This window comes from Streptomyces sp. WM4235 (assembly GCF_001279725.1).
Classification (GTDB): Bacteria; Actinomycetota; Actinomycetes; order Streptomycetales; family Streptomycetaceae; genus Streptomyces.
On record NZ_LGDE01000427.1, the window covers coordinates 17,136 to 31,043 of the forward strand.

16 protein-coding genes are annotated in these 13,908 nt (G+C 72.6%); 4 read left to right on the forward strand and 12 right to left on the reverse strand.

Going from position 1 to position 13,908, the window contains the following annotated elements; translation table 11 throughout:
• Window positions 1–33: 33 nt before the first annotated feature.
• From ADK55_RS25885 to hisH, 5 genes are read right to left on the reverse strand one after another with little or no spacing between them, the layout of a single operon-like run.
• Window positions 34–1,236: an MFS transporter gene (locus tag ADK55_RS25885; protein WP_234350240.1), complete on the reverse strand. Its 1,203-nt coding sequence runs from the start codon at window positions 1,234–1,236 to the stop codon at window positions 34–36.
• Window positions 1,237–1,253: 17 nt separating this feature from the next.
• Window positions 1,254–2,009 carry an imidazole glycerol phosphate synthase subunit HisF gene (gene hisF, locus ADK55_RS25890; protein WP_053682205.1) on the reverse strand — a complete coding sequence of 252 codons (756 nt, stop codon included), beginning with the start codon at window positions 2,007–2,009 and terminating at the stop codon, window positions 1,254–1,256.
• Window positions 2,006–2,401: a RidA family protein gene (locus ADK55_RS25895; protein WP_053682206.1), complete on the reverse strand. Its 396-nt coding sequence runs from the start codon at window positions 2,399–2,401 to the stop codon at window positions 2,006–2,008. Before ADK55_RS25895 ends, hisF begins: the two co-directional genes overlap by 4 nt.
• Window positions 2,398–3,126 carry a bifunctional 1-(5-phosphoribosyl)-5-((5-phosphoribosylamino)methylideneamino)imidazole-4-carboxamide isomerase/phosphoribosylanthranilate isomerase PriA gene (gene priA, locus ADK55_RS25900; protein WP_053682207.1) on the reverse strand — a complete coding sequence of 243 codons (729 nt, stop codon included), beginning with the start codon at window positions 3,124–3,126 and terminating at the stop codon, window positions 2,398–2,400. Before priA ends, ADK55_RS25895 begins: the two co-directional genes overlap by 4 nt.
• Window positions 3,126–3,785 carry an imidazole glycerol phosphate synthase subunit HisH gene (gene hisH / locus ADK55_RS25905; protein ID WP_053682208.1) on the reverse strand — a complete coding sequence of 220 codons (660 nt, stop codon included), beginning with the start codon at window positions 3,783–3,785 and terminating at the stop codon, window positions 3,126–3,128. Before hisH ends, priA begins: the two co-directional genes overlap by 1 nt.
• A 146-nt stretch (window positions 3,786–3,931) precedes the next feature.
• Between hisH and ADK55_RS25910 the strand changes: the two genes are divergently transcribed.
• Entirely contained in the window at window positions 3,932–5,149 is a 1,218-nt protein-coding gene (locus ADK55_RS25910; RefSeq protein WP_234350241.1) for an RNA-guided endonuclease InsQ/TnpB family protein, read from the forward strand.
• Window positions 5,150–5,162: 13 nt separating this feature from the next.
• On the opposite strand, the gene ADK55_RS39285 is transcribed toward ADK55_RS25910, so the two are convergent.
• Genes ADK55_RS39285 through hisD form a run of 4 tightly spaced genes read right to left on the reverse strand, consistent with a single transcriptional unit; the run spans window position 5,163 to window position 8,363 of the window.
• Entirely contained in the window at window positions 5,163–5,330 is a 168-nt protein-coding gene (locus ADK55_RS39285; protein WP_053682210.1) for a hypothetical protein, read from the reverse strand.
• A 2-nt stretch (window positions 5,331–5,332) separates the two neighbouring features.
• On the reverse strand, window positions 5,333–5,926 hold the full coding sequence (gene hisB / locus ADK55_RS25920; protein WP_053682211.1) for an imidazoleglycerol-phosphate dehydratase HisB: 594 nt from the start codon (window positions 5,924–5,926) through the stop codon (window positions 5,333–5,335).
• The gene (locus ADK55_RS25925) at window positions 5,923–7,044 is read right to left on the reverse strand and encodes a histidinol-phosphate transaminase (protein ID WP_053682212.1); all 1,122 of its coding nucleotides are present in this window, start codon (window positions 7,042–7,044) and stop codon (window positions 5,923–5,925) included. Before ADK55_RS25925 ends, hisB begins: the two co-directional genes overlap by 4 nt.
• Window positions 7,041–8,363, reverse strand: a complete 1,323-nt coding sequence (hisD, locus tag ADK55_RS25930; RefSeq protein ID WP_053682213.1) for a histidinol dehydrogenase — start codon at window positions 8,361–8,363, stop codon at window positions 7,041–7,043. Before hisD ends, ADK55_RS25925 begins: the two co-directional genes overlap by 4 nt.
• A gap of 126 nt (window positions 8,364–8,489) precedes the next feature.
• On the opposite strand from hisD, the gene ADK55_RS25935 reads away from it, so the two are divergent.
• Genes ADK55_RS25935 through ybaK form a run of 3 tightly spaced genes read left to right on the forward strand, consistent with a single transcriptional unit; the run spans window position 8,490 to window position 11,351 of the window.
• The gene (locus ADK55_RS25935; protein WP_053682214.1) at window positions 8,490–10,088 is read left to right on the forward strand and encodes a hypothetical protein; all 1,599 of its coding nucleotides are present in this window, start codon (window positions 8,490–8,492) and stop codon (window positions 10,086–10,088) included.
• A gap of 34 nt (window positions 10,089–10,122) precedes the next feature.
• Window positions 10,123–10,860 carry an LON peptidase substrate-binding domain-containing protein gene (locus tag ADK55_RS25940; RefSeq protein WP_053682215.1) on the forward strand — a complete coding sequence of 246 codons (738 nt, stop codon included), beginning with the start codon at window positions 10,123–10,125 and terminating at the stop codon, window positions 10,858–10,860.
• Entirely contained in the window at window positions 10,860–11,351 is a 492-nt protein-coding gene (gene ybaK, locus ADK55_RS25945; RefSeq protein WP_053682216.1) for a Cys-tRNA(Pro) deacylase, read from the forward strand. The genes ADK55_RS25940 and ybaK overlap by 1 nt, the downstream gene beginning before the upstream one ends.
• Window positions 11,352–11,392: 41 nt before the next feature.
• On the opposite strand, the gene ADK55_RS25950 is transcribed toward ybaK, so the two are convergent.
• The 3 genes from ADK55_RS25950 to ADK55_RS25960 are packed head-to-tail and all read right to left on the reverse strand — an operon-like array spanning window position 11,393 to window position 13,891.
• A complete protein-coding gene (locus tag ADK55_RS25950; RefSeq protein ID WP_053682217.1) occupies window positions 11,393–12,049 on the reverse strand; it encodes a hypothetical protein in 657 nt (218 codons plus the stop codon).
• A 34-nt stretch (window positions 12,050–12,083) separates the two neighbouring features.
• On the reverse strand, window positions 12,084–12,875 hold the full coding sequence (locus tag ADK55_RS25955; protein ID WP_053682238.1) for an ABC transporter permease: 792 nt from the start codon (window positions 12,873–12,875) through the stop codon (window positions 12,084–12,086).
• Window positions 12,851–13,891: an ABC transporter ATP-binding protein gene (locus ADK55_RS25960; protein WP_078999410.1), complete on the reverse strand. Its 1,041-nt coding sequence runs from the start codon at window positions 13,889–13,891 to the stop codon at window positions 12,851–12,853. The genes ADK55_RS25955 and ADK55_RS25960 overlap by 25 nt, the downstream gene beginning before the upstream one ends.
• Window positions 13,892–13,908: the final 17 nt, after the last annotated feature.

Below are 13,908 nucleotides of genomic sequence, written 5' to 3' on the forward strand. Positions count from 1 at the left end.
GGCCCGGGCCCCGGCGGTCAGGCGGTCAGGCGGTCAGGCGAAGGCGAGTTCCGCCCTGCGGACCTCGCGGGCCGAGGTGCCGACCACCGCTCCCGCCATGCTCAGCAGGCCGCCGGCCAGGAACACCGGGGTGATGCCCCACAGGTCCACCGCCAGGCCGAAAACGGGGTAGGACAGCGGGGCCAGGCCCACCGCCGTGAAGGCCATGACCGAGCTGACCCGGCCCAGGTACGCGGGGTCGGTGGAGGTCTGGATCAGGGCGACGGCCAGGCCTCCGCAGATGCCGCAGACCAGGCCGGTCAGCAGCGAGACGGCGACCGCGGTCGGCAGGCCGGGGGCCAGGGCGAGGCTGCCGATGCCGGCCGAGCCGACGATCAGGGTGAGGTTCTGCACCGCGCCCGCGCGGGGGAACCGGGGCACCAGCGTCAGGACCAGGGCGCTGGACGCCGCACCCGCCCCGAAGGCGCCGATGATCCAGCCGACCCCGCCGGCGCCCCAGTCCCGCTCCTCGGCCAGCAGGATCAGCCCCAGGGTGAGCGGCGCGGAGGTGCCGAGCTGGCTCAGCGCGCCGGACACCGTCAGCGGACCGATCACCGGGTGCCGCCGGATGTAGGCGAGCCCGGACAGCAACTGCCGCCAGGGGGTCTGCCCCGCCGAGGGGTCCTCGGAGTCCCGCACCGTGGGGGCGATCCGTACGGCCAGCAGCAGCACCAGGGAGAGCCCGAACAGCGCGGCGGCCACGCCGAAGGCGGCTCCCACGCCGCCCAGACCGATCGCGAGGCCCGCCACCGGCGGCCCCGCGGTGTGCCCGACGCGTTCGGCGAGGCTGCGCAGCCCCTGGACCCGCACCAGCTGTCCGGGGCCGGCGATGCGGGGCGGCAGCGCGCCGACCGCCGGCATGAACAGCGCGTCGACGGCCCCGAAGACCAGGGCCACCGTCACCAGGACCCACAGCCCGGGTGAGGCGAGCGCGACGATCAGGGCGAGCGCGAGGATGACCGCGCAGCGCACGGCGTCGGAGGAGACGACCACGAGCCGGGGCCCGAAGCGGTCGGCGACCACCCCGCCGCCCAGCATGAGCAGGGCCCTCGGGACGGCGCCGGCCGCCATGACCAGCCCGACCTCGGCCGGCCCGGCCACGTGCGCGGCGGTCCAGCCGAGAGCGAGGAAGTAGATCGCGTCGCCGATCAGCGAGGCGGCGTAGGCGGCCAGCCAACGCCATGTGTTCCGGTTCAACGCAGCCCCCCGGGGCGTCAGCGCACCGGGTGGCCGGCCCCCCGCAGCGCGTCCTTGACCTGGCCGATGCGCAGGTCGCCGAAGTGGAACACCGACGCGGCGAGTACCGCGTCCGCGCCGGCCTCGATGGCCGGCGGGAAGTGCTCCAGCCTGCCGGCGCCGCCGGAGGCGATCACCGGGACCGTGACGTGCCTGCGCACGGCCGCGATCATCTCCGTGTCGTAGCCGTCCTTCGTACCGTCCGCGTCCATGGAGTTCAACAGGATTTCCCCGGCGCCCAGTTCGGCCGCCCGGTGGGCCCATTCCACGGCGTCGATGCCGGCGCTCCGCCGGCCGCCGTGGGTGGTGACCTCGAAGGAGCCGGAGGCGGTGCGGCGGGCGTCCACGGACAGCACGAGCACCTGCCGACCGAACCGCTCGGCGATCTCCCGGATCAGCTCGGGGCGGGCGATGGCGGCCGTGTTGACGCCCACCTTGTCGGCGCCCGCCCGCAGCAGTTTGTCGACGTCGTCGGCGGTGCGCACGCCGCCGCCGACGGTCAGCGGGATGAAGACCTGTTCGGCGGTGCGGCGCACCACGTCGTAGGTGGTCTCGCGGTTGCCGGAGGAAGCGGTGATGTCGAGGAACGTCAGCTCGTCGGCGCCCTCGGCGTCGTAGAGCTTGGCCATCTCCACCGGGTCGCCGGCGTCGCGCAGGTTCTGGAAGTTGACTCCCTTGACCACGCGGCCGTTGTCCACGTCCAGGCAGGGGATCACCCGTACGGCGAGGGTCATGCGGAGGCTCCTGAGGGACCGAAGGCTTCGACCTCCACCTCGACGACCATGGAGGGGTCGACGAAACCGGAGACGATGATCATGGATGCTGCGGGCCGCACCGCGTCGAACAGCTCCTTGTGGGCGCGGCCGACGTCCTCCACGTCGCGGGCGTGCGTGAGGTACATGCGGGTGCGCACCACGTGCTCGGGGCCGAGCCCGGCCTGCTCCAGGGCCTTGAAGGCCACGCCGAAGGCCGTGATGGCCTGGTCGTACGGGCCGCCCCCGTCGACGGCGGTGCAGCCGGAGACGAGGACCAGGCCGTTGGGGAGCTGTACGGCGCGCGAGTAGCCGATGACGTCCTCGTAGGCGCCACCGGAGGAGATGCGTCGTACCTGGTCGGAAGAGCTCATGCGGAGACCACCTTCAGGGCTTCTTCCAGGGTGAAGGCCTTGGCGTACAGGGCCTTGCCGACGATGGCGCCCTCGACGCCCTGCGGGACGAGCGCGGACAGGGCCCGCAGGTCGTCCAGCGAGGAGATGCCGCCGGAGGCCACGACGGGCCGGTCGGTGGCGGCGCAGACGTTCTTCAGCAGCTCCAGGTTGGGGCCGGTCAGCGTGCCGTCCTTGCCGATGTCGGTGACGACGTAGCGGGCGCAGCCCTCGGAGTCCAGGCGGGCGAGGGTCTCGTAGAGGTCGCCGCCCTCGCTGGTCCAGCCGCGGCCCTTGAGGGTGGTGCCGCGCACGTCGAGGCCGACCGCGATCCTGTCGCCGTGCTCGGCGATGGCCTTGGCGGCCCACTCGGGGGTCTCCAGGGCGGCGGTGCCCAGGTTGACGCGGGTGCAGCCGGTGGCGAGGGCCGCGGCGAGCGAGGCGTCGTCGCGGATGCCGCCGGAGAGTTCGACCTTGATGTCCATGGCGCCGGTGATCTCGGCGACCAGGGCGCGGTTGTCGCCGGTGCCGAAGGCGGCGTCGAGGTCGACCAGGTGGAGCCACTCGGCGCCGGAGGCCTGCCAGGCGAGGGCCGCCTCCAGCGGGGAGCCGTAGGAGGTCTCGCTGCCGGAGACCCCGTGGACGAGGCGGACGGCCTGTCCGTCGCGGACGTCGACCGCGGGGAGGAGTTCAAGGGTCTTCGGCATCAGAGGGTCTCGATCCAGTTGGTGAGGAGCCGGGCCCCGGCGTCGCCGGACTTCTCGGGGTGGAACTGGGTGGCCCACAGGGCCCCGTTCTCCACCGCCGCGACGAAGGGCTCGCCGTGGGTGGCCCAGGTGACCTTGGGGGCGCGGATCAGCGGGTTGGTGACTTCCAGGCTCCAGTCGCGCGCCGCGTACGAGTGGACGAAGTAGAAGCGGGCGTCCGCGTCCAGGCCGGCGAAGGCCTGGCTGTCGGCCGGCGCGTCGACGGTGTTCCACCCCATGTGCGGGACGACGGGGGCCTTGAGCGGTCCGACCGTACCGGGCCACTCGTCGAGGCCCTCGGTCTCCACGCCGTGTTCGATGCCGCGCTCGAAGAGGATCTGCATGCCCACGCAGATGCCCATGACGGGGCGGCCGCCGGAGAGCCGGCGGCCGATGATCCAGTCGCCGCGGGCGTCCTTGAGGCCCCGCATGCAGGCGGCGAAGGCGCCGACGCCGGGGACGAGGAGTCCGTCGGCGTCCATGGCCTTGTCGTAGTCGCGGGTGATCTCGACGTCGGCGCCGACGCGCGCGAGGGCGCGTTCGGCGGAGCGGACGTTGCCGAAGCCGTAGTCGAAGACGACGACCTTCTTGGTCGGTCTGGCGGGACCAGCAGCGCTCATCCCAAACCTCCTTGCGTGAAAACTCCCGGCTGCAGCCAGGTAGGAAACGCGTCCACGGCTCGGGACCGCGCCCAGGCGCGGTGCCGCTGCGTGAAGCCGTGACCTGTACTTGTGTTCGGATCGTGACCGCCCCTAGCGTCCGGGGCGTGGGAACTTCTTCTCTGGTGAAGCGGGCGTTCAAGTACCGCTTCTATCCGACCGACGCGCAGGCGGCCGGGCTGTCGCGGACGTTCGGGTGTGTACGGAAGGTCTACAACCTGGCTCTGGCCGCCCGCGCGGATGCCTGGACCCGCCAGGAGCGTATGGGGTACGGACAGACGTCGGCGCTGCTCACGACGTGGAAGCGGACCGAGGAGCTGGCGTACCTGGCCGAGGTCTCCTCGGTGCCGTTGCAGCAGGCACTGCGGCATCTGCAGAGTGCGTTCGCGGGGTTTTGGGGAAAGCGGGCGAAGTACCCCCGCTTCAAGTCGAAGCGGAAGTCCCGGGCCTCGGCCGAGTACACGCGCAGTGCGTTCCGCTACGCCGACGGTCACCTGACGCTCGCGAAGATGGCCGAGCCGTTGGACATCGTGTGGTCGCGCCCCCTCCCGGCTGGGGCGGCACCGAGCACCGTGACGGTCTCCCGGGACAGTGCCGGGCGCTGGTTCGTGTCCCTGTTGTGCGAGGACACCCCTGCCCCGATGCCCGCCACCACGAATGCGGTGGGCATCGACGTCGGACTGACCGTACTGGCCACCCTCTCGACCGGCGAGAAGATCCCCAATCCCCGACATGAGCGCAGGGAACGCGACCGGCTGGCGCGTGCACAAAGGGCGCTGGCCCGGAAGGAGATGGGAAGCAAGAGCCGAGCCAAGGCCCGCACCCGCGTGGCCAGGATCCACGCCCTCATTGCCGATCGCCGCCGGGATCATCTGCACAAACTGACGACTCGACTCGTGCGCGAAAACCAAACGCTCGTGATCGAGGACCTCACCGTCAAGAACTTGCTGAGGAATCACACGCTCGCCCGGGCCGTCAGCGATGCGGGCTGGCGTGAGCTGCGCTCCATGCTGGAGTACAAGGCGGCCTGGTACGGACGGGTGCTGGTCACCACCGACCGGTGGTTCCCCAGCACACGCCTGTGCTCGGTCTGCGGGACCTCGGCCGACACGATGCCCCTGCACGTCCGCGAGTGGACGTGCGAGAACTGCGGAACGACCCACGACCGGGACGGGAACGCCGCGATCAATCTTCTGGCCGCCGGGCTGGCGGTCGCTGCCTGTGGAGCGGGTGTAAGACCTCATCGGGAGTCCTCCTCTCGGTTGGGGCGGTCCGTGGTGAAACAGGAAACCCCACCCGTGAGGGTGGGACTCCCCTCCTCTTAGGGAGGGAAGGAGGTCAATCCCAAATCCCTTGGATCCGCAGGACTCCGGCGGCGAGACACATCGCGGAGCCGATGGCGAGCAGGACGACCAGCGACAGGGGCATCTTCTGCTTGTGGAAGGAGTAGACGCCACCGGCGAGGAAGAGGCCGACGACGATCAGGATGGTGTTGAGGCCGGTCACGGTTAGAGGGCGCCCTTCGTGGAGGGCAGGATCCCGGCGGCGCGCGGGTCGAACTCGGCCGCGTAGCGCAGGGCGCGGGCCAGCGCCTTGAACTGGCACTCCACGATGTGGTGGGCGTTGCGCCCGTACGGGACGTGGATGTGCAGGGCGATCTGGGCCTGCGCGACGAAGGACTCGAAGATGTGCCGGGTCATCGTCGTGTCGTAGGTGCCGATCATCGGCGCCATGTTCTCGGGCTCGGTGTGCACGAGGTAGGGGCGGCCGGACAGGTCGACGGTCACCTGGGCGAGCGACTCGTCCAGCGGGACGGTGCAGTTGCCGAAGCGGTAGATGCCCACCTTGTCGCCGAGGGCCTGCTTGAAGGCGGCGCCGAGCGCGAGGGCGCTGTCCTCGATGGTGTGGTGGCTGTCGATGTGCAGGTCGCCCTCGGTCTTGACGGTGAGGTCGAAGAGGCCGTGGCGGCCGAGCTGGTCGAGCATGTGGTCGTAGAAGCCCACGCCCGTCGAGACGTCGACCTTGCCGGTGCCGTCGAGGTTTATCTCGACGACGACCGAGGTCTCCTTCGTGGTCCGTTCGACCCGTCCGATGCGGCTCATGCGTGCTGCTCCTTCTTCAGTGCGCGAACCGCTTCCAGGAACGCGTCGTTCTCGGCCGGGGTGCCCGCGGTGACCCGCAGCCATCCCGGCACGCCGTTGTCCCGGACCAGGACGCCCTGGTCGAGGATCTTTTCCCAAGCGGTGTGGGAGTCGTCGAACTTCCCGAACTGGATGAAGTTCGCGTCGGACTCGGTGACCTCGAAGCCGATGGCCCGCAGCTCCTCGACGAGGCGGTCGCGCTCGGCCTTGAGCTGCTCCACGTAGCCGAGGAGGGTGTCGGTGTGCTCCAGCGCGGCCAGCGCGGTCGCCTGGGTGACGGCCGACAGGTGGTACGGCAGGCGTACGAGCTGCACGGCGTCGACCACGGCGGGGTGCGCGGCCAGGTAGCCCAGGCGCAGCCCGGCGGCGCCGAAGGCCTTGGACATGGTCCGGGAGACCACCAGGCACGGGCGGCCCTCGATGAGCGGCAGGAGCGAGTCGTGGTGGCTGAACTCCACGTACGCCTCGTCGACGACGACGAGGGAGGCCGAACCTCGATCGGCACGCGCGGCCTGGGCGGCCTCGTACAGGGCGAGGACCGTCTCGGCTCCGACGGCGGTGCCCGTGGGGTTGTTGGGCGAGGTGATGAAGACGACGTCCGGCGCGTGCTCGGCGATGGCCCGCTCCGCCGCCTCCGCGTCGATGGTGAAGTCGTCCCGGCGCGGGCCGGAGATCCACCCGGTGCCGGTGCCGCGGGCGATCAGCGCGTGCATGGAGTACGAGGGCTCGAAGCCCATCGCGGTGCGGCCGGGGCCGCCGAAGGCCTGGAGGAGCTGTTGGAGGACCTCGTTGGATCCGTTGGCGGCCCAGACGTTCTCACGCGCGACGGGGTGCTTGCCGGTACGGGTGAGGTACGCGGCCAGCTCGGTCCGCAGCTCGATCGCGTCCCGGTCGGGGTAGCGGTTGAGGGTGCGGGCGGCTTCGGCCACGCGTTCGGCGATGCGCCGCACCAGCTCCTCGGGGAGCTCGTACGGGTTCTCGTTGGTGTTCAGCTGGACGGGCACGTCGAGCTGCGGGGCGCCGTAGGGGGACTTGCCGCGCAGCTCGTCGCGGATGGGGAGGTCGTCGATGCCGGTCATGCCTGGGGGACCTTCCATCCGAAGCGCGCCTTGAGGGCCGCGCCGTGCGCGGGCAGGTCCTCGGCCTCGGCGAGCGTCACCACGTGGTGGGTGACCTCGGCGAGGGCGTCCCGCGTGTAGTCGACGATGTGGATGCCGCGCAGGAAGGACTGCACGGACAGGCCGGAGGAGTGGCAGGCGCAGCCGCCGGTGGGCAGCACGTGGTTCGAGCCCGCGCAGTAGTCGCCGAGGGAGACCGGGGCCCAGGGGCCGACGAAGATCGCGCCGGCGTTGCGGACCCGGGCGGCCCAGGCGGCCGCGTCGGCGGTCTGGATCTCCAGGTGCTCGGCGCCGTACGCGTCGACGACCTTGAGGCCGTCCTCCAGGCTTTCCACCAGGACGATCGCGGACTGCCGGCCGGCGAGCGCGGGCTTGATCCGGTCCTCGACGTGCTTGGTGGCGGCGACCTGCGGCTCCAGCTCCCGTTCCACGGCGTCCGCGAGCTCGACGGAGTCCGTGACGAGGACGGCGGCGGCCAGCGGGTCGTGCTCGGCCTGGCTGATCAGGTCGGCGGCGACGTGCACCGGGTCGGCCGTGGAGTCCGCGAGGACGGCGATCTCGGTGGGGCCGGCCTCGGTGTCGATGCCGATCTTCCCGGTGAAGTAGCGCTTGGCGGCGGCGACCCAGATGTTGCCGGGGCCGGTCACCATGTTCGCCGGGGCGCACTCGTCCGTGCCGTACGCGAACATCGCGACGGCCTGGGCGCCACCGGCCGCGTACACCTCGTCCACGCCGAGCAGCGCGCAGGCGGCGAGGATCGTGGGGTGCGGCAGACCGTCGAATTCTTTTTGCGGCGGGGACGCGAGCGCGATGGACTCGACGCCCGCCTCCTGGGCCGGCACCACGTTCATCACGACGGAGGACGGGTACACCGAGCGGCCGCCGGGCGCGTACAGGCCCACCCGCTCGACCGGAACCCACTTCTCGGTCACGGTTCCGCCGGGGACCACCTGGGTGGTGTGCTCGCCGCGGCGCTGGTTGCGGTGCACGATCCGGGCGCGCCGGATGGACTCCTCCAGGGCGGCGCGCACGGCCGGGTCCAGCTGCTCCAGGGCGGCCTTGAGGGCCTGCGCGGGCACCCGGACCTGCGAGAGTTCGACCCCGTCGAACTTCCGCGCGTAGTCGATCAGCGCCGCCGTGCCACGATGATGGACGTCCTCGCAGATGGGCCGCACCTTGTCCAGGGCGGCTTCCACGTCGAACTCGGCACGGGGCAGCAGATCGCGCAGGGCGCCACCCTCGGGGAGGGTGTCACCGCGCAGGTCGATACGAGAGATCACCTGCCAATTCTCTCAGACCGTTTCCCGGCACCGTTCGCCCGTATCACTGGCTGATACACGCCCCGGACGTCACCGCCGCCCCTTAGCGTTCCCCTGGGTGTGACGGACGAGCGGAGGGGGACCGCCATGGCCGAGGCGCGCGCGGGCGGGGAGCCCGCCGACGCGACCGCCGCCGAGCTGCGGATGTGGCAGGCGTACCGGACGGGCGGTGTCTGCGACCTCAGTGCGCGCGCCGCCGGCCGGGACGACCCGCATTCCGACCGGGTCTGGGGTCCGGAGCGCACCGTCCGGGCCGGGACGGTCGCCCTGCTGCTGCTCCACGGCCCACCGCCGGTACCGGGCCGGGTCGCCTCGTTGAAGCTGCGCGGGGTGCGGATCAGCGGGCGGCTCGACCTGTCCGGGGGCACCGTCGAGCCGTACGTGGAGTTCCAGTCCTGCCGCTTCGACAGCGAGATCCAGCTGTCCGAGGCCCGGTTCGGCACGTTGCGCCTGGTCAACTGCGCGATCCCGCGGCTGGAGGCGGCCCGGCTGCACACCGAGGGCGATCTGCACCTGCCGCGGTGCCGCGTGGCGCGGGGCATACGGCTGACCGACGCGCAGATCGGCACCGACCTGTTGATCAGCCAGGCGGTGGTGCAGCGCGACAGCAAGGGTCGGGCCATCGCTGCCGACGGGATGGCGGTGGCGCAGGACTTCCAGGGCGAGATGCTGGAGGCGTACGGGGAGGTCAGTCTGCGCGGCGCGAAGGTCGGCGTGTCGATGAGCCTGCGCGGGGCCCGGCTGCGCAACCCGTCGGGGCGGCGCGCGCTGAACGCCCCGCAGCTCACCGTGGAGCGGACCCTGTACCTGACCTCGGTCGCCCTGGACCACTCCCCCGGTGACTCCGGGACCCACACGCCCCCGTACGGGCTGGGCGAGACCCCGCTCGGCGGTCGGCGGGCGCGGGCCTTCGAGTGCGAGGGCGGGATGCGGCTGGACGACGGGCGGTTCGGCGACGCGATCGACTTCTACGGGGCCCGGTTCCTCCTGTCGGCGGAACAGGAGCTCTCCCTGCGGCGGATCCAGACGCCGGAGCTGCGGTTCGTCGGCGAGCAGCCTGAGCGGGGAAAGGTGGTGCTGTCCGGGGCCAAGGTGGTCAAGCTGGTCGACATGTCGACCAGCTGGCCGGGCCCGGGTCGGCTGTCGATGGAGGGCTGCTCGTACGAGCTGCTCGCGCCCCGGGGTCACTTCCCGCTGGCCCGCCGGCTGGCCTGGGTGGAGGCCGCCACGCCCGACTACTCGCCGGAGCCGTACGAGCGGCTCGCGGCGGTCCTGCGGGCGAGCGGCGAGGACGCGGACGCCCGGATGGTGCTGTTGGCCAAGCAGCGCCGTCGCCGGGCCACGCTGCCGCCCGCGGCGAAGGCCTGGGGGTACCTCCAGGACTGGACGGTGGTGTACGGCTACCGGCCGGGCCGGGCGGCGCTGTGGATGGCGGTGCTGTGGGCGGCGGGCTCGCTGCTGTTCTCCCGGCTCGACCCGCCCGCGATCAAGGCGGACGAGCATCCGCACTGGAACGCCGCCCTGTACGCGCTCGATCTGCTGCTCCCGGTCGTCGATTTCGGGCAGGAGGGGCAGTGGGATCTGCGGGGTGGTTGGCAGTGGGGGGCGGCGGCCCTGGTCGTACTGGGGTGGATCCTGGCCACGACGGTGGCGGCGGGCGCGTCCCGGCTGCTGCGGCGGGGGTGACCGCCGCGGCCCCGCGGCCACTACCCTGTGCCTCGTGACCACCGTTCGCCTGCCACTCTTCCCGCTGAACTCGGTGCTGTTCCCGGGCCTCGTGTTGCCGCTGAACATCTTCGAGGAGCGCTATCGCGCCATGATGCGCGAGCTGCTGAAGACGAGCGAGGACGAGCCGCGACGCTTCGCGGTCGTCGCGATCCGCGACGGCCGGGAGGTCGCGCCGACCGCGCCCGGCCTGCCCGATCCGACGGCGCTGCCCGAGCGGGGCCCGACGGCCGGTTTCGGCGCGGACCCGATCCAGGCGTTCCACCGGGTGGGTTGCGTCGCGGACGCCGCGACGATCCGGGAGCGGGAGGACGGCAGTTTCGAGGTGCTGGCCACCGGGACCTCCCGGGTCCGCCTGCTGTCGGTCGACGCGTCGGGGCCGTTCCTGATCGCGGAGCTGGAGGAACTCCCCGAGGACTCGGGCGAGGGCGCGGGAGCGCTCGCCGAGGGCGTGCTGCGGGCGTTCCGGAACTACCAGAAGCGGCTGGCGGGGGCCCGTGAGCGGTCGCTGACGGGCGCCGAGCTGCCGGACGAGCCGTCGGTGGTCTCGTACCTGGTCGCCGCGGCGGCGGTGCTCGACATCCCGGCGAAGCAGCGTCTGCTCCAGGCGCCGGACACGGCGACCCGGCTCGCCGAGGAACTGAAACTGCTGCGCGCCGAGACGGCCGTGATCCGCCATCTGCCGTCGCTGCCCGCGGTGGACCTGACGCGCGCGCCGACGAGCCCGAACTGATGGCGAGGAAGAAGTCCGGGGCGGCGACCCCGGCCATAGCGGCCCTCACCGCGGCGGCGGCGGAGTTCACGGTGCACTCCTACGAGCACGACCCCGCGCACCCCTCGTACGGCCAGGAGGCCGCGGAGGCGATGGGGGTGTCCCCCACGCAGGTGTTCAAGACGCTCGTCACGGACGTGGACGGGGTGCTGACGGTGGCGGTGGTCCCGGTGTCGGGGTCGCTGGACCTGAAGGCCCTGGCGGTGGCCGTGGGCGCCAAGCGGGCCTCGATGGCCGATCCGGCCCTGGCGGAACGCACCACGGGCTACGTCCTGGGCGGCATCTCGCCGCTGGGTCAGCGCAAGCGGCTGCGTACGGTGCTGGACGCCTCGGCGACCGCCCATCCCACGATCTGCGTCTCGGCGGGCCGTCGCGGCCTGGAGGTCGAACTCCCGGCGGCGACGCTGACGGAGCTCCTGGGGGCCGTGCTGGCCCCCATCTCGCGCCCGTAGCCCGTTCGGCCCGACCCTTCGGGGTCGGGCCGTCGGTGTGTTCAGGGGCGGGGCGGCTCGGGCGACGGGTCGTTGGCGTGGGCGTGCGCGGGCGGGTAGGTCGCGCCGTACCACTCGATGTCCGGCTCGGGGTCCTTCGGCGTGAACGCGGCCGTCAGCCCCAGGTGGGCGGCCACCGCGACCATCGGCCACGCCAGCAGCACCCCGTGGGCCAGCAACTGGAGCGGCGCGTCGAAGGGCACGCCCTTGCCGGCCTTCAGCGCGGCCGCCGCCTGGTCGGACGTGGGGCCGAGCCACAGGCCCAGGCGCCATCCGACCAGCGCGGCGAAGCAGGACCCCACCGCGAGCCCGACGACGAGCGGTACGCCGCCCCGGCGCCGCCACAGGAAGGTTCCCACCCCGCTCAGCAGCCCGAATCCGGCGGAGAGCAGCAGGAAAGTGGCGTCGGACCCGACCCGGGCCTCGCTCTCGGTGTCCCGCAGGAAGACGGCCTCCCCGTTGGAGACGTACTGGACCCTGGGCGCGAGCCAGACCCACAACAGCCCGAGCAGGACGCCCGCCACCGCCACCACCAGGGCGACGCCGGCCCCGTCTCGGACATCGGCGGGGGTGATTCCCCCGGCGGCGTCGCGCGGCTTCTCGGGCGGGAGCGCCGGCGGGTCGAACGGGGACGGCGGCGGGGTCACGGCTTCGGTCACCCCCACATCGTGCCAGGTGCGGCGGGCACCGGCCTCAGCGGACCGCCGCGCGGCGGTACGCCCAGGTGGCGACGGCGAGGGACAGCGCGCCGACCACCGCGCACACCCCGAGGTCGAGGAGGACCGCCGCCCAGTCGGGGTGCGGCTCGAAGGTGCGGGCGAAGGCCTCGACGCCGTACGTGGACGGCAGCAGGTCCCGCGCCCAGACGACGACCTCGGGCATCCGCTCGGGCGGCAGGACGCCCAGCAGCAGCGCGGCCGACATGCCGAGCTGTCCGGCCAGCGTGGCCAGTTCCTGCCGGGGGGCCAGCAGACCGAGCGCGGCGCCGAGTCCGGCCAGCGCGGCGCCGGCGAGCGGCACCACGGCGGCCAGGATCCACAGCCCGCTCATGGGCAGCCCGAACAGCAGGCAGCCGAAGAGGGCGGTGACCAGGGTCCCCGGCAGCGTGAAAGAGGCGTAGGCGGCGGCCGCGCCGAGGACGACGGACGCGGGCGGCACCGGCAGGGTCGCGTAGTGGTCGAGCCCGCCACTGGCCCGGAGCTGCCCGAAGTACTGCGCGAGCAGGTTCAGCGCGACGAAGGCGACGACCAGGACGGACGAGCCGGCGACGACGGCGCGGGCCTCGGAGCCCCCGTCGACCACGCCCCGCATCAGGATCATGATCCCGACGGACTGGAAGGTGGCCACGAACAGCAGCGGGATCCGCGCCACGCGCGCCCGGGACAACTGCGCCCGGTACACGGCGGCCAGCGCCGGGAAGAAGCGGGCTCGGGGAGCCAGCACTCCGACAGCGGCGGCACTCACGACTTGACCAGCCCCTTCGATACGCGCCCGCCCAGGGCCAGGTAGACGTCTTCCAGGCTCGGCGTGGCCAGAGTGAAGTCGTCGAGCGCGGCGAAGGCGGGGCTGCCGGTCACGGCGGCGACCGCGGCGCGCGCCTCGTCGGGGCCCAGCCTCAGCACCCACCGCCGTCCCGACTCGACGGCCCGCGGGGCCAGCGCCGCGACCTCCGGCACCTCCAGCGGGGCGGTGGTCCGCCACACCAGTTCCAGCCTGACCTCGCCGGAGACCTTGGCCTTCAGTCCGGCCGGGGTGTCGCAGGCGATGACCTTGCCCTGGTCGATGACGGCGACCCGGTCCAGCACGGTCTCGGCCTCTATGACGTTGTGGGTGACGAGCAGGACGGTGGCGCCGCACTGGGCGCGGCGCCGGTCCACGGCGGCCCATACGGCCCGTCGGGCGACCGGGTCCATACCGGTGGTGGGTTCGTCGAGGACCAGGACGGCCCGTTCACCGACGAGGGCGGCGGCGAAGCAGGCCAGCCGGCGTTGTCCGCCGGAGAGTTTCTTCAGGGGCCGGCCGGCGATCCCGGTCAGACCGAGTTCCTCCAGGACCTCGTCGCGCGCGGCCCGTGCGGCCCGCGCGTCGAGCCCGCGCAGCCGTCCCGTGGTCTCGGCGGCCAGGGACACCGTGAGCTCGTCCAGGGCGGTGGATTCCTGCCCGAGGTAGGCGAGCAGGCGGGAGGCGCGCTCGGGGTGGCGTACGAGGTCGTGGCCGAGCAGGGTGACGGAGCCCCCGTCGGGCCTCATGAGGCCGGTCAGCTGGCGGACGAGCGTGGACTTGCCGGCGCCGTTCGGCCCGAGGAGGCCGAAGATCTCGCCGCGCCCCACGTCCAGGGAGATCCCGTCGGTGGCGCGGGTCTCGGGCAGGGCGGGCGCGCCGCGCCGGCCGCGTACGGCGGGATACGTCTTGACCAGGTCACGCACCGCGCAAACCACGTCGGAGGCCGCTTCCGCGGCTGCTGCCGTGCCCTGCCTCGCTGATGCTGTGCCCGTACTCACGAGGGAGCAGCCTACGC

What these genes read in the sequence shown, in the direction of transcription:
- hisF (WP_053682205.1), bottom strand. Translation starts at nt 2,009, where the DNA reads ATGACCCTCGCCGTACGGGTGATCCCCTGCCTGGACGTGGACAACGGC.
- ADK55_RS25895 (WP_053682206.1), bottom strand. Translation starts at nt 2,401, where the DNA reads ATGAGCTCTTCCGACCAGGTACGACGCATCTCCTCCGGTGGCGCCTAC.
- priA (WP_053682207.1), bottom strand. Translation starts at nt 3,126, where the DNA reads ATGCCGAAGACCCTTGAACTCCTCCCCGCGGTCGACGTCCGCGACGGA.
- hisH (WP_053682208.1), bottom strand. Translation starts at nt 3,785, where the DNA reads ATGAGCGCTGCTGGTCCCGCCAGACCGACCAAGAAGGTCGTCGTCTTC.
- hisB (WP_053682211.1), bottom strand. Translation starts at nt 5,926, where the DNA reads ATGAGCCGCATCGGACGGGTCGAACGGACCACGAAGGAGACCTCGGTC.
- ADK55_RS25925 (WP_053682212.1), bottom strand. Translation starts at nt 7,044, where the DNA reads ATGACCGGCATCGACGACCTCCCCATCCGCGACGAGCTGCGCGGCAAG.
- ADK55_RS25935 (WP_053682214.1), top strand. Translation starts at nt 8,490, where the DNA reads ATGGCCGAGGCGCGCGCGGGCGGGGAGCCCGCCGACGCGACCGCCGCC.
- ybaK (WP_053682216.1), top strand. Translation starts at nt 10,860, where the DNA reads ATGGCGAGGAAGAAGTCCGGGGCGGCGACCCCGGCCATAGCGGCCCTC.